Source organism: Pseudomonas aestiva (assembly GCF_039908605.1).
Lineage (GTDB): Bacteria > Pseudomonadota > Gammaproteobacteria > Pseudomonadales > Pseudomonadaceae > Chryseomonas > Chryseomonas aestiva.
The window spans coordinates 1,024,068-1,037,667 of the sequence record NZ_CP150916.1 but is presented as its reverse complement, the minus strand read 5'-3'; the positions used below and the strand labels follow the sequence as shown (position 1 = coordinate 1,037,667).

General features: G+C 67.6%; 14 protein-coding genes. 7 read left to right on the top strand and 7 right to left on the bottom strand.

The genetic code is table 11. The features are described 5' to 3' along the window. Positions 1-53: 53 nt before the first annotated feature. A complete protein-coding gene (locus tag AABM56_RS04845; RefSeq protein WP_133862876.1) occupies positions 54-1,352 on the bottom strand; it encodes a flavohemoglobin expression-modulating QEGLA motif protein in 1,299 nt (432 codons plus the stop codon). A 90-nt stretch (positions 1,353-1,442) separates the two neighbouring features. Next, on the bottom strand, positions 1,443-1,868 hold the full coding sequence (locus AABM56_RS04840) for a VOC family protein (RefSeq protein ID WP_133862875.1): 426 nt from the start codon (positions 1,866-1,868) through the stop codon (positions 1,443-1,445). 138 nt (positions 1,869-2,006) lie between these two features. Here AABM56_RS04840 and AABM56_RS04835 point away from each other — a divergent pair, with 138 nt between their 5' ends. Further along, positions 2,007-2,873 carry a LysR family transcriptional regulator gene (locus AABM56_RS04835; protein ID WP_133862874.1) on the top strand — a complete coding sequence of 289 codons (867 nt, stop codon included), beginning with the start codon at positions 2,007-2,009 and terminating at the stop codon, positions 2,871-2,873. A gap of 158 nt (positions 2,874-3,031) precedes the next feature. Here the strand turns inward: AABM56_RS04835 and AABM56_RS04830 are convergent, their stop codons facing one another. Beyond that, positions 3,032-4,642, bottom strand: coding sequence for an inorganic phosphate transporter (locus AABM56_RS04830; protein ID WP_133862873.1), 1,611 nt, complete (start codon positions 4,640-4,642; stop codon positions 3,032-3,034). Positions 4,643-4,795: 153 nt separating this feature from the next. On the opposite strand from AABM56_RS04830, the gene AABM56_RS04825 reads away from it, so the two are divergent. Then, positions 4,796-5,437: a hypothetical protein gene (locus AABM56_RS04825; RefSeq protein ID WP_133862872.1), complete on the top strand. Its 642-nt coding sequence runs from the start codon at positions 4,796-4,798 to the stop codon at positions 5,435-5,437. Positions 5,438-5,484: 47 nt separating this feature from the next. Here the strand turns inward: AABM56_RS04825 and zapE are convergent, their stop codons facing one another. From zapE to AABM56_RS04810, 3 genes are all read right to left on the bottom strand, one after another. Further along, on the bottom strand, positions 5,485-6,534 hold the full coding sequence (gene zapE / locus AABM56_RS04820) for a cell division protein ZapE (protein ID WP_133862871.1): 1,050 nt from the start codon (positions 6,532-6,534) through the stop codon (positions 5,485-5,487). 81 nt (positions 6,535-6,615) lie between these two features. Further along, entirely contained in the window at positions 6,616-7,002 is a 387-nt protein-coding gene (locus AABM56_RS04815) for an MAPEG family protein (protein WP_133862870.1), read from the bottom strand. Between the two features lie 68 nt (positions 7,003-7,070). Continuing rightward, on the bottom strand, positions 7,071-8,243 hold the full coding sequence (locus AABM56_RS04810; RefSeq protein ID WP_347883869.1) for a multidrug effflux MFS transporter: 1,173 nt from the start codon (positions 8,241-8,243) through the stop codon (positions 7,071-7,073). A gap of 112 nt (positions 8,244-8,355) precedes the next feature. On the opposite strand from AABM56_RS04810, the gene AABM56_RS04805 reads away from it, so the two are divergent. After that, entirely contained in the window at positions 8,356-8,985 is a 630-nt protein-coding gene (locus AABM56_RS04805; RefSeq protein ID WP_133862868.1) for a TetR family transcriptional regulator, read from the top strand. On the opposite strand, the gene AABM56_RS04800 is transcribed toward AABM56_RS04805, so the two are convergent. After that, entirely contained in the window at positions 8,967-9,161 is a 195-nt protein-coding gene (locus tag AABM56_RS04800; RefSeq protein ID WP_133862867.1) for a cation transporter, read from the bottom strand. The two genes, AABM56_RS04805 and AABM56_RS04800, sit on opposite strands and share 19 nt — an antisense overlap. 111 nt (positions 9,162-9,272) lie before the next feature. On the opposite strand from AABM56_RS04800, the gene AABM56_RS04795 reads away from it, so the two are divergent. The 4 genes from AABM56_RS04795 to AABM56_RS04780 all read left to right on the top strand — a co-directional run bounded on the left by AABM56_RS04795 (position 9,273) and on the right by AABM56_RS04780 (position 13,599). Beyond that, positions 9,273-11,657, top strand: a complete 2,385-nt coding sequence (locus AABM56_RS04795; RefSeq protein WP_133862866.1) for a heavy metal translocating P-type ATPase — start codon at positions 9,273-9,275, stop codon at positions 11,655-11,657. Next, the gene (cueR, locus tag AABM56_RS04790) at positions 11,654-12,040 is read left to right on the top strand and encodes a Cu(I)-responsive transcriptional regulator (protein ID WP_133862865.1); all 387 of its coding nucleotides are present in this window, start codon (positions 11,654-11,656) and stop codon (positions 12,038-12,040) included. The genes AABM56_RS04795 and cueR overlap by 4 nt, the downstream gene beginning before the upstream one ends. 58 nt (positions 12,041-12,098) lie before the next feature. Further along, complete coding sequence (locus tag AABM56_RS04785; protein WP_133862864.1) at positions 12,099-12,338, top strand: hypothetical protein; 240 nt, start codon at positions 12,099-12,101, stop codon at positions 12,336-12,338. 67 nt (positions 12,339-12,405) lie between these two features. Continuing rightward, on the top strand, positions 12,406-13,599 hold the full coding sequence (locus tag AABM56_RS04780) for a class I SAM-dependent rRNA methyltransferase (protein ID WP_133862863.1): 1,194 nt from the start codon (positions 12,406-12,408) through the stop codon (positions 13,597-13,599). Position 13,600 lies beyond the last annotated feature (1 nt).

Below are 13,600 nucleotides of genomic sequence, written 5' to 3'. Positions count from 1 at the left end.
CGAAAAAGCCCCGGCCTGCCGGGGCTTTTTCATATCAGCGCCTGAGCAGACTCTTAGAGGATATTGGCGTAATCCGCCTCGATCCGATCCAGGCTCAGGTGGTTGAGGAAGTTGGAGAAGCACATCCAGGCCGCCAGGGCGTTGAGGTCCTGGAATTGCGCCGGCAGGTACTTGGGCGGCACCACCACGCCTTCGTCCACCAGCTGGCGCAGGATGCGCATGTCTTCCAGGGTGGTCTTGCCGCAGAACAGCAGCGGGATCTGCTCCAGCTTGCCCTTGCGCACCGCCAGCTGGATGTAGTTGTAGATCAGGATGAAGCCCTTGAGATAGGACAGGTCCTTGGTGAAGGGCAGCCCCGTCGGCGTCGAGCCGCGAAACACCCGGCTGGCGTTCTGGTAGCCCGACTCCAGGTCGTAGCCCTGCTCCTGGAAGAAGCGGAACACCTCGAGGAAATCGGCACCGTCCTCGGCCAGGTGGATGGCGCGGGTGCGATTGGTCAGCTTGCGCAGCCGGGTCGGATAGGAGGCGAAGGCAATCACCTCCATGAGGATCGCCAGGCCTTCCTGGGTCACGGTGGACGACGGCGGGCCCTTGGCCAGGAAGGTGCAGATCGGCTGGTTCTGGCCATTGAGGGTGGTGCCGACGTGCACCAGGCCCTCGTGGACCTCCAGCGCACGGACGTCGCGTTCGTTGAACAGGGCGTCGGCGCGCACCTTGATATAGTCGGCGCCGGCCGCGGCGTCGGCGACGATGCCATCGGATTCGAACACCCGGATGGTGCCTTCCGTCTCACCGAACACCCGATTGAGGCGCGCCTGCAGGATGGGTACGGCGTCCTTGGCGGTGAGGGTCTTGGGTTCGTCTTCCAGGGCGCCGCGATGGGCGATGTTGTCCAGGTAGCTGGACATCATCATGCCCAGGTCGGCCAGGGTCGGATCGCCGGCATGGAAGGCGTCCGAGGCCGCGCCATAGAGCTCCTGGGAGATCAGGCCGAAATCCGGGGTACCGCGCGCCTGCAGCATGCGGATCACCATGCGGTATTCGCGGCACATGCGCCTCATGATCTGGCCGACCGGATTGAACTGGCCGAGCTGGCGGGTGACCTCGCGCTCGATGCTCTGGAATTCGCCCTTGAGCGCATCGCCGTCGAAGCCCAGCGGGCGTCCCTCGTAGAAGGCGCGATTCACCGCCGGCAGGCGCTTGCCCTTGCCCTCCAGGAAACCCTGGCGCACCCCGTCGTCCCACTTCACCGCATCAAGGATGCGGATCGGCGCCTGGGCCGCGACGATGCGATCGGACAGCTGGCGAATGGTCTGGTGATAGGGATCGAGAAAGGGCTGGCGGGCATTCATGACGGCAACCGGGCGACGGGCAAGGCTGCAAGGATGGCCGCTGCCGCGTCTTTTGCCTAGGTTGCGTGACATCAGACCTGCCGAGTCGCCCTATTTGGCGAACAGCTGGCTCATGTCCTTGAAGGCCTTGAACTCCAGGGCATTGCCGCAGGGGTCGAAGAGAAACATGGTGGCCTGCTCGCCGACCTGGCCCTGGAAGCGGATATAGGGCTCGATGACGAACCGGGTTTCCCGGGCGCGCAGACGCTCGGCCAGGGCTTCCCATTCGTCCCAGCCCAGCACGATGCCGAAGTGCGGTACCGGCACGTTGTGCCCGTCCACGGCGTTGGTATGGGCCTCGTCCTGGGACGCGGTCTTGGGGTGCTCGTGGATCACCAGCTGATGGCCATAGAAGTCGAAGTCGACCCAGTGATCACTGGAGCGACCTTCGGCGAGGCCGAAGACATCACCGTAGAAGTGCCGGGCGGCGGCCAGGTCGTAGACGGGAATGGCGAGGTGAAAGGGCGACAGGGCCATGCTGGGAAATCCTGCTGAGAGGGAATGCAGCCATTCTCACCCCAGGTTTTCCTGTGCATAAAGCGTATTTTACTGCCCCCGAGCGACAAAAATTTTGTGGCTCGCTACAGTGGCCTCTCCTGACTTCAGGCCACCACCATGCTTCGCGAACTCAAGACCCTGCTCGCCGTGGCCCGCCATGGCAGTTTCGCCGCGGCCGGTCTGCACGTGGGCCTCACGCCCTCGGCGGTGAGCGCCCAGATCCGCACCCTGGAACAGAATCTGGGCGTGAGCCTGTTCGACCGCAATGGTCGCAGCGCCCTGCTCAATGCCGCCGGTCGCCAGGCCCTGCCGCTGGCCGAAGAGATCCTCGCCACCTATGCGCGCATGGCCGGCGCCGGTGACGAGATCCAGGGCGAATTGCGCATCGGCGCCATCGCCAGCGTCCAGACCGGCCTGCTGCCCGGCACCCTGGTACGGCTGCGCCAGCAGGCGCCACGCCTGGAACCGCGGCTGGTGCCGGGCGTATCCCTGGCGCTGCTCAGCCAGGTGGATGCCGGCGAGCTGGATCTGGCCATCCTCATCCGCCCGCCCTTCGAACTGCCCAAGGAGCTGCACGCCACCACCCTGCTGCAGGAACCCTTCGTGCTGATCGCGCCGCCGGACCTGCCCGGCGATGATCCGCGCCTGCTGCTGGAAACCCAGCCCTTCATCCGCTACGACCGCCACTCCTTTGGCGGGCGCCGGGTCAGCGCCTTTCTGCGCGAGCAGCGCCTGGCGGTGCGCCAGGTGCTCGAACTGGACGAACTCGATGCCATCGTCAAGATGGTGGAACACGGCCTGGGCGTGGCCCTGGTGCCCTGCGCCGGCCTCTGGCTGGAGCATCCCCGGGTGCGCCGGCTGTCCCTGGGCCCCCTCACCTTCCACCGCGAACTGCAGATCATCGCCCGCCACGCCGGGCGCGACCTGCCGGCCGTGGCGCTATTCCGCCGCTGCCTGACCGAAGCCGTGTCAGAGCCTGGTTAAAATCTCGCGAGCTAGAGACAAACAAGGCCTGGGCGGCCCCGCGAAAATAGCTGAGGAAGCGGATCGGACCCGCGCTCGGGTTTACGAGTGGTAAATGAGCATTCCGAAGCCATTTTCAACACAGTTTGGCCGACGCGCAGCAGATTTTGAACAGGCTCTTAGAACAGGTGCACCAGCAGCCAGTAGAGTGACGCGGACAGCGCCATGGCCACCGGCAGGGTGAGCACCCAGGCAAGCGCCAGATTGCGTACCGTCGCCCACTGCAGTCCGGAGCCGTTGGCGGCCATGGTCCCGGCCACCCCGGACGACAGCACATGGGTGGTGGAGACCGGCAGGCCGAAGGCGTCCGCCGCGCCGATGGTGCCCATGGCCACCAGTTCGGCCGAGGCGCCCTGGGCATAGGTCAGGTGGGTCTTGCCGATACGCTCGCCGACGGTGATGACGATGCGCCGCCAGCCGACCAGGGTCCCCAGCCCCAGGGCGATGGCCACTGCCACCTTGACCCACAGCGGGATGAAACGGGTGGCCTGGTCGATCTGCCGCTTGAACTCCTTGAGATCCTCCTGCGCCCTGGGCGCCAGCCCCGGCAGGTGCTCCTTTTCCAGCAGGCGGATGGATTCCGAGGCCAGGTACATGGCGTTGCGCACGTTGGGCATGCTCTGCGCCGGCACGTTGTTGAGCGCGCCGTACTGGCGCACCTCGCGGGCGATGTCGTCGGTGATGGCCGCCAGCGCGGGCAGCACCTCGGGGTTGCTCTGCCGCTTGCGCACGAATTCCAGCAGCACCCCGTGGGGATCGGCCGGTGCGGCCTGGGGCGCCGCCTGGCGCAGGCCGCTGGCGGTGACCTCGGCGACGGCGGCGAAGGCTGGCGTGGCCGTGGCCGGCACGGCTCGGTTGAGCGCATAGGCGGTCGGCAGGGCGCCAACCAGGATCAGCATGATCAGGCCCATGCCCTTCTGGCCGTCGTTGGAGCCATGGGCGAAGGACACCCCGGTGCAGGTCAGGATCAGCAGGCCGCGGATCCACGGCGGCGGCGGCTCGGCGCTCTTCGGCTCCTGGTAGAGCGTCTGGTCGCGCACGATCCGTTTGAGCAGCACCAGCAGCAGCGCGGCGCAGGCGAAGCCGATCAGCGGCGAGAACAGCAGCGCATAGCCGACCTTGGCCACCTGGCCCCAGTCCACGCCGCTGCTGCCATCCATCCCACCCAGCCAGGCATGCATCAGACCGACCCCGATGATGGAGCCGATCAGGGTATGGGAGGACGACGCCGGCAAGCCCAGCCACCAGGTGCCGAGATTCCAGATGATGGCGGCGATCAGCAGGGCGAAGATCATCGCGAAGCCCTTGCCCGCGCCCATTTCCACCACCAGGTCCACCGGCAGCAGGGCGATGACGCTGAAGGCCACCGCACCGCTGGAGAACAGCACCCCGAGGAAGTTGCAGAAGCCGGACCAGAGCACCGCCGCATTGGGCGGCAGCGAGTGGGTGTAGATGACGGTGGCCACGGCGTTGGCGGTGTCGTGGAAGCCATTGACGAATTCGAAGCCGAGGGCGATCACCAGCGCCAGCGCCAGACCGGCGAAGGGCAGCCAGGTGGTGGGCGGCGACTGGGCATCGCTGACATCGTTGTGGATACCGCCGAGGGTTACCGCCAGACCGGTCAGCAGCAGCGCGATGAACAGCACGATCCGCAGCGGACCGGGCTTGCGCGAACTGTGCAGGGGATGGGATAGCGGTGACAGGGAGGCGACTGGACTGGACGAAGGCATGGGGCGAACTCCGACACGGGATCTGCCTACCCTGCGCCGGCCACATGACGCTTTTACGTCAGCGAGGTGGCCAGACGACGGATGACCGTCGCGGGCTTTTTTCCACGTCGTCCCTGCCCTGCTAGGCTGGGACTTTGCTCAAGGATCTCGCCGATGTCCCCGCGCTGGCTGCTCTGCCCCCTGCTGCTGTCCCTCGTCACCGGCGCCCTGGCGGCCACGGAGCCTTCACCGCGCAGTTGCGCCCAGGAAATCGGGCAGCGGCCCGCTCAGGCCTTGGCCACCACCTGCCGAGCGCTCTCCCCCGCCACGCGACCGCCCTGCAACGCGGCCAACAGCTGCGCCCTGATGCAGGACGAGATCGCCCGCAGCTGCGCCCTGTTCGGCGATGGCGAGGCGGCCAAGGAACCCGGTTGCGGTCCGCTGCCCAGCAGCGCCGAGGCGGCGGCGGCCGTGGTCCGGCGTTACTACCGGGCGCTGGATGCGCGGGACTACGGCACCGCCTGGCAGCTATGGGGAAGCGATGGCCGGCCCGGCAACAGCTACGAGAAATTCCGCCAGGGCTATGCCAGGACTCGCAGCGTCCAGGTGACCCTCGGTCAACCTGGCCCGGTCGAGGGTGCGGCCGGTTCGAGCTATGTCAGCATCCCGGTGACGATCAAGGCGCGCCTCGCCGACGGTACCCGCCAGACCTTCAGCGGCCGCTATCAGCTACGCCGGGTCAACGACGTCGACGGCGCCTCGGCCGAGCAGCGCCGCTGGCACCTGGACGGGGCGAAGCTGAAGGCCGAGCGCTAGGCTCTGTATGAAAGGTCGCCGAGCGCAGGCACCTTTCGTACAGAGCGCTAGTCCGGCCCGATCTGCCGCAGCTGGGATAGCCGGCTGCGCGTCCGCGACATATCGGCGATCTCGCTGTCGGCCAGGGTCTCGTCGAGGGGCGCGGTGCTGACCAGGAACAGCGCCAGGCGACGGTCGTAGAGCACGTCCACCAGGTTGATGAAGCGCTGGCGGGCGGCGGGACTGGCGTCGCGCAGCGGCGGCACGGCATCGAGCAGCCAGCGCTGCCAGGTTTCGCTCAGGGTCAGGTAGTCGAGGACCGCGGTGGGGCCTTCGCAGAGATCGGCGAAGCTGAAGTGCAGCAGCCCCTCCGCGGCGCTGATGGCGGGCAGGCTGCGATGGCCTACCGGTACCTCGATCCTGGTCTCTGCCAGCGGCGGCAGCCCCAGCGCCTGGCGCTGTTCCAGGCTGCCCGGCCAGAGATAGGCACCGATACCGAAGGGATCGGGCTCGGCAGGACTGGCGCCGCGATAGTCCTGGGGACCGGCCACCGCGAGGATGTCCATGCGCGTCTCGATCAACCGGATCGCCGGCAGGAAGCGCTCGTGGTAGAGCGGATTGGGCAGCAGTCCTTCCGGCGGATAGTTGGAGGTGGTGATCAGCACCACGCCGCGGCTGAACAGCGCCTTGAACAGCCGGGTGATGAGCATGGCGTCGCCGATGTCATGCACATGGAATTCATCGAAACAGAGCAGTCGGCAACCTGCGAGCAGTTCGTCCAGGCTGGCGGCCAGGGCATCGCCACCCGGCGGCTGGCGAAACATCCGCTCGTGCAGTTCACGAAAGAAGGCATGGAAGTGCACCCGGCGCTTCTCGGCGAATGGCAGGGCGGCGAAGAAACCGTCCAGCAGAAAGCTCTTGCCGCGCCCTACCGGGCCCCAGAGATAGAGACTGCGCGGCGCCTGGCGACGGAACAGGCGCGGGCGCAGGAGTTCGTCGGCGAGCCGGGCAAAACGGTCGATGGCGGCCTGTTGCGCTGCATCCAGGGTATAGCCGCGGCCCTGGGCGAGCTCGGCGAAGTGCCCCAGCACCTGCTGGGCGGGCGAAGGAGACGTCATGCAGGCGGCCAGCCGAGAAAGACAGGGCGCTAATGAAGCTACAGCCGTCGCTGCCGGTCAAGACCGGCAGCGACGTTGCACTCAGGCCGCGGCGATGAACAGGCAGAGGCAGCAAAATATCCCGCCGACCCAGGCCAGCGAACGGCGGGTGGCGTGGTCACGGATATACAGCCAAGTATAGGCGATGCGGCTCAGCAGGAAGAGGAAGGCCCAGAAGTTGATGGTGCCCTGGTCGGCGCCACCGGTGACGTGGGCGACGATTACCGCCGCGGCGAACAGCGGATTGATCTCGAAGGCATTCTGCTGGGCAGCGTTGGCCCGCGCCCGGGCACCCTCCAGCTTGCCGAGAAAGCTGCGCGGATCCCGATTGTCCTCGGGCGTGAAACCGCTGCCCTTGAACTTGGCGTAGTAGGCCGCGCCATAGGGCACGAGGTAGACGAGGAAGATGCACCAGTAGGCAAAGGTCATGTCGGCGTCCCTGGAAGGATGAGGGTTCGCCTATCTGACCTGCCACGCCGGGAAAAATCCACTCTACCTCAGACGGCTGTGGATCTGTGGGTCCAGCGCGCCATCAGCGCGGTCGCCACCGCGCAGAGCGCCAGCACCGCGCACATGGGCACCACGGTGCCGTTGTGCAGGGCGCCCACGCTGCTGGAAGCCAGCGCCGCCAGGATGAATTGCAGGCTGCCCATCAGCGCCGAGGCACTGCCGGCATTGGCGCCCTGCCCGGCCAGGGCGCAGGCCGAGGCGTTGGGCACGATGCCGCCGAGCAGGGCGATGGCGCAGAACAGCGGGACCATCAGCACCGGCAGGGCCTTGGGCTGGAAGGCGCCGACCAGCAGCAGGACCAGTCCCGCCGCGGCATAGGCCACCACCGCGCGCCGCAGCCAGAAGGCCGGGCCCTGACGGACCACCAGGCGGGCATTGAGCTGTCCGAGCAGGATGAAGCCGGCGGCGTTGAGGCCGAATACCCAGCCGTAGTGCTCGGGTTTGACGCCATAGAGTTCGATCAGCACGAAGGGCGAACCGGAGATGTAGGCGAACATTCCGGCCATGGCGATGCCGCCGGTGAGGGTGTGGCCGATGAAGGTGCGATCGCGCAGCAGCCGCAGGTAGTTGCGCAAGGCCCCCCGCAGCGGCGGCCGCGGATGGTGCGCCGGCAGGGATTCGGGCAGCCAGAGCGCCACCGCGGTGCCGCAGGCGGCAGCGAACAGCGCCAGGCTGACGAAGATCGCCTGCCAGCCAAAGGTGCTGAGCAGCAGGCTGCCGGCAAAGGGCGCGATGAGGGGGGCGATCCCGGTCACCAGCATGATCTGCGAAAAGGCCCGCGCCGCGGCCATCGGCTCGCAGAGATCGCGTACCACGGCCCGCGCGATCACCATGCCGGCGCAACCGCCCAGGGCCTGGACGAAGCGCGCGGCGATCAGCCAGGGCAGGTTGGGCGCCAGGGCACAGCCCAGCGAGGCCAGGCAGAACAGGCCGATGCCGATCAGCAGCGGCAGGCGGCGGCCGAAGCGGTCTGCCAGGGGGCCATAGAACAGCTGGCCGCTGGCAAGACCGGCGAAATACACCGCCAGACTCAGCTGCACGTGTTCGATATCGGTGGCGAACGACCGTGCCAGCGAGGGGAAGCTGGGCAGGTACATGTCGATGGCGAAGGGAGCGAAGGCCGAGAGGGCCCCGAGAATCAACAATAAGCGAAAGGTCATGAAGCCTGATCCGATGGAAGCGGAAATGTCACGCAGTTACATACAATCATGTTTGTAAAAGCGGCGAGGCGAGCTAGACTGCGTGGCAGACCCACTGCCAGTCAGATCACCCATGCGTCGTACGAAAGAAGAAGCCGAACAGACCCGCCAAGCCATTCTCGATGCGGCGGAAGCCCTGTTCCTGACCAATGGCGTGGCGCGTACCAGCCTGGAAATGATCGCCCGCGAATGCGGCGTCACCCGGGGTGCAGTGTACTGGCATTTCCAGAACAAGGCCCACCTGTTCCACGAAATGCTTAGCCAGATAAGGATCCCGGCCGACGAACTGACCGAGCGCCTGCGCGTCGACGGCGAGGAAGACAGCCTGCAGCGGCTGTTCAAACTGTGCATCGAAGGCATGGCGAAATTCACCCAGCCCGGCCGGGAGCAGCGGGTGATGACCATCCTGCTGCACCGCTGCGAATTCACCGAAGAGTTGCGCGAGGCCGAGGAGCGCGATCTGCAGTTCCTGCGGCAGTTCATCCGCATCACCGACGCCCTCTTCACCGCCCAGGCCGCCCGTTTGCAGCCGGGCGTGACGCCGCAGCTGGCCAGCCGGATGCTGCACAGCCTGTTTCTCGGCACCCTCTCCGACCTGCTGCGCGACGAACAGACCTTCGCCCCGCTGCTGGCCGCCGATCAGGTGTTCACAACCTTCTTCCGCGCCATCGTGCGTGACTGGACTCAGTCGGCGACGGTATAGCCCGCCTGCTCGATGGCCTGGCGGAAGGGCGCATTCACCTCGGCGCTGTCGATACGCACCTCGCCCGCCTGCAGGTCCACCTCCACCCGGGCGCGATTGTCCACCTTGAGCACGGCGGATTCGATGGCGCTCACGCAGTGGGCGCAACTCATTCCGATCACCTTGATGACATGCATGGTCTGCTCCTGTCGGTCTTGACCTCTTTCTCCTGACGCCAGCGCCAGGCTCGGGTTCCAGTGTTGACCTTGACCCGAGGTCAAGGTCAACACTGAGCTCAGGAGGTGCCCATGCACGAATTCGAACTCTCCATCAGTGGCATGACCTGCGCGGCCTGCGCCGGTCGGGTCGAGCGCGCCCTGCAGAAGGTCCCGGCAGTCAGCGCGGCCGGTGTCAACCTGGCCAGCGAAAAGGCCCGCGTCAGTGCGCCGGTCGACGCGGCGCCGGCGCTGGCCGAGGCGGTCAGCGCGGCGGGCTACCGGGTGGCCGAGGTCGAGCATGACCTGGCGCTGTCCGGCATGAGCTGCGCCAACTGCGCCGGGCGGATCGAAAAGGTCCTGCGTGCCGCGCCCGGGGTGCTGGCCGCCGAGGTCAACCTGGCCAGCGAAAGAGCCCGGGTGACAACCCTGGCCGCGGTCGAGACGCCAGCCCTGATCGCCGCGGTGGAAGCCGCCGGCTACGGCGCCGAGGATCGCCACGCCGAAGACGAGCGTTCAGCGCCGGCCCGTCAGGGTGTGCCCTGGGAGGGTCTGGAGCTGGCCCTGGCGCTGCTGCTGGCCGCGCCACTGATCCTGCCCATGCTGCTGACGCCCTTCGGCTGGCACCTGATGCCGCCCGCCTGGCTGCAATTCCTGCTGGCGACGCCGGTGCAGTTCCTAGTCGGCGCGCGCTTCTATCGCGGCGCCTGGCATGCCCTGCGCGCGCGCAGCGGCAACATGGATGTGCTGGTCGCCCTGGGCACCAGCGCCGCCTTTGGCCTGAGTCTCTATCTCTGGCTGGTCAAGGGCAGCCCGCACCTCTATTTCGAGACGGCGGCCATGGTCATCGCCCTGGTGCGCCTGGGCAAATACCTGGAAACCCGCGCCAAGCGCCGCACCGGCGCGGCGCTGCGCGCCCTGGAAGCCCTGCGCCCGGAAAGCGCCCGGCGCCTCGATGCGAACGGCGAGGAAGAGGAAGTCGCCCTGAATCGCCTGCGCCTGGGCGATCGCCTGCAGCTGCGTCCGGGCGAACGCATCCCCGCCGACGGCCGCATCCTGCAGGGTGAGAGCCAGGTCGACGAAGCCCTGCTCACCGGTGAAAGCCGCCCGGTCGCCAAGGGTCCCGGCGACGAGGTGGTGGGGGGCGCCATCAACGGCGAGGGCAATCTGCAGATCGAGGTCACCGCCCTGGGTGGCGAGACGGTGCTGGCCGGCATCATCCGCCTGGTGGAAGACGCCCAGGCCACCAAGGCGCCCATCCAGCAGTTGGTGGATCGCATCAGCCGGGTGTTCGTCCCGGTGGTGGTGGCCCTGGCCCTGGTCACCCTGCTCGGCTGGCTGCTGAGCGGCCACGCCCTGGAGCCCAGTCTGCTCGCCGCCGTGGCGGTACTGGTCATCGCCTGCCCCTGCGCCCTCGGGCTGGCCACCCCCGCCGCCCTCATGGCCGGCACCGGAGTGGCGGCGCGCCACGGCATCCTGATCAAGGACGCCGAGACCCTGGAGCGCGCCCAGGGCATCACCAGCGTGGTCTTCGACAAGACTGGCACCCTGACCGCCGGCCAGTTGCGCCTGCGTCAGCTGGTCACGGCGCCCGGCATCGAGGAAGCCGAATTGCTGAGCCTGGCCGGCAGTCTGCAACGCGGCAGCGAGCATCCCCTGGCCGCGGCGGTCCTCCTGGCCTGTCGCGACCGCGGTCTGGACACCCCACCCGCCCGAGACGTGCGCGCCCTGCCCGGCCGTGGCCTCCAGGGTATCTGGCGGGAGCGCTCCCTGCTGCTGGGCAATGCGCGCCTGCTGGCCGAACAACAGCTGGACGCCGGCCCCCTGGCCGACGCCGCCCGCGCCTGGGAAGATCAGGGACTGACCCTATCGTGGCTGGTGGAAACTGGCAGCCGACCGCAGGTCCTGGGGCTGCTGGCCTTTGGCGACGAGATCCGTCCGGGTGCTGCCGAGGCCATCGCCCGGCTACGCCGCGACGGCATCGACAGCTGGCTGCTGACCGGTGACAACCGCGGCAGCGCCCGCCAGGTGGCTACCGCTCTGGGCATCGAGCAGTGGGAGGCCGAGGTGTTGCCTGCCGACAAGGCCGCCGTGGTGGCCCGGCTGCAGGCGAGCCGGGGCGGCGTCGCCATGGTCGGCGACGGCCTCAACGACGCCCCGGCGCTGGCCGCCGCCGAACTGGGCATCGCCATGGGTTCGGGTACCGCCGCCGCGCGCCATGCGGCCGGCATCACCCTGCTGCAGGAGGATCCGCGCCAGGTGGTGGCGGCACTGGACATCGCCCGGCGCACCCAGCGCAAGATCCGCCAGAATCTGTTCTGGGCCTTCGTCTACAATGTCATCGGCCTGCCGCTGGCCGCCCTGGGTCTGCTCGATCCGGTCTATGCCGGCGCCGCCATGGCCTTTTCCAGCGTCAGTGTCCTGGCCAATGCCCTGCTGCTCGGCCGCTGGCGCCCGTCCGGAGACTCCCTGTCATGAACATCGGTCAGGCCGCCAAGGCCAGCGGGCTCACCGCCAAGATGCTGCGCTACTATGAGCGCATCGGCCTGCTGGCGCCCGCCGGGCGCACCGACAGCGGCTATCGCCAGTACGGCGCCGAAGACCTGCGGGTGCTGGCCTTCGTCCGCCGCTCGCGGGAGCTGGGCTTCAGCCTGGAGGAGATCCGCCAGCTGCTCAGCCTCTGGCAGGATCGCCAGCGCGCCAGTGCCGACGTCAAGGCGCTGGCCAAGCGGCACATCGCCGAGCTGGATCTGAAGATCGCCGAGCTGACCCGCCTGCGCGGGACCCTGGGCGAACTGGTCTCCTGCTGCCATGGCGACGCCAGTCCCGAGTGCCCGATCCTCGATAGCCTGGGCGGCTGACGCAACCGCTGCCGCCCAGCGGGGTCCATCGCTTATCCCCCGCTGCCGAGGCACTCCCATGCAGACCCTGCACCGTTACCTGATCCACTATCGCCTCAATGGCGAGCCCCTTACCCACGAGCTGGAGAGTTTCGAGCCGGTCACCGAGGAAGAAGCGCTGCTGCAATTGCTCATCAAGCACGTCGAGGAGCCCCAGGTAGTGGTCGATGCACCCTGGGAGCGCCATGCCCAGCCGAGCATCGCCCGCCGCGCCCAGGAAGCCGGGCTGAGCGATATCGAGGTCAGCCAGCGGGACTGACGGCCGGTCCAGGCAGGTGGCTTTGCGCTATAATTCCGCGCTTTTGCCCCCTTCGCCGGAGACCTTCATGACCCTGCCCCGCCTGCGCCTCAAAGCCAATGCCGACCGCCGTCTGCGCGCCGGGCACCTCTGGGTGTACAGCAACGAGGTGGACGTCGTCGCCACCCCGCTCACCGCCTTCGAGCCGGGCGATCAGGCCATCCTGGAAACCACCAGCGGCAAGCCGCTGGGCCTGGTGGCGCTGTCGCCCAACAACCTGATCTGCGCCCGCCTGTTCTCCCGCGACACCGGCTACCTGCTGGACAAGTCGCTGCTGGTGCACCGTTTCAAGGTCGCCCTGAGCCTGCGTGAGCGGCTGTTCGGCAGCCACTGCTATCGCCTGGTCTACGGCGATTCGGACTTCCTGCCCGGCCTGGTGGTGGATCGCTTCAACGACATCCTGGTGGTGCAGATCGCTTCCGCCACCATGGAGCGCCAGCGCGACGCCATCCTCGCCGCCCTGCTGCAGGTGTTCAAACCCCAGGGCGTGCTGTGGAAGAACGATGGCAGCGCCCGCGCCGCCGAAGGCCTCTCCAGCTACGTGGAAGTGGCTTACGGCGAGGTCCCCGACTGGGTGGCGCTGGAAGAGAACGGCGTGCGCTTCGAGGCGCCGGTCCGCGAAGGCCAGAAGACCGGCTGGTTCTATGACCACCGCCTGAACCGTGCGCGCCTGGCGCCCTATGTCGAAGGCAAGCGGGTGCTCGACCTGTTCAGCTACATCGGCGGCTGGGGCGTGCAGGCCGCGGCCTTCGGCGCCAGCGAGGTCATGTGCGTGGACGCTTCGGGCTTTGCCCTCGACGGCGTGGAGCGCAATGCCACCCTCAACGGCCTGGCGGAAAAGCTGGTGTGCGTCGAGGGCGATGTCTTCGAGGCGCTCAAGGAACTCAAGGCCGGTGAAGAGAAATTCGACGTCATCGTGGCCGACCCGCCGGCCTTCATCAAGAAGCGCAAGGACCTGAAGAACGGCGAGGCCGCCTACCGTCGCCTCAACGAACAGGCCATGCGCCTGCTGAACAAGGACGGCATCCTGGTCAGCGCCTCCTGCTCCATGCACCTGCCCGAAGACGACCTGCAGAACATCCTGCTCGGCAGCGCCCGCCATCTGGATCGCAACCTGCAGATCCTCGAACGCGGTGCCCAGGGCCCGGATCACCCGGTGCACCCGGCCATCCCGGAGACTCGCTACATCAAGAGCCTCACCTGCCGTCTGCTGCCCAGCTGAA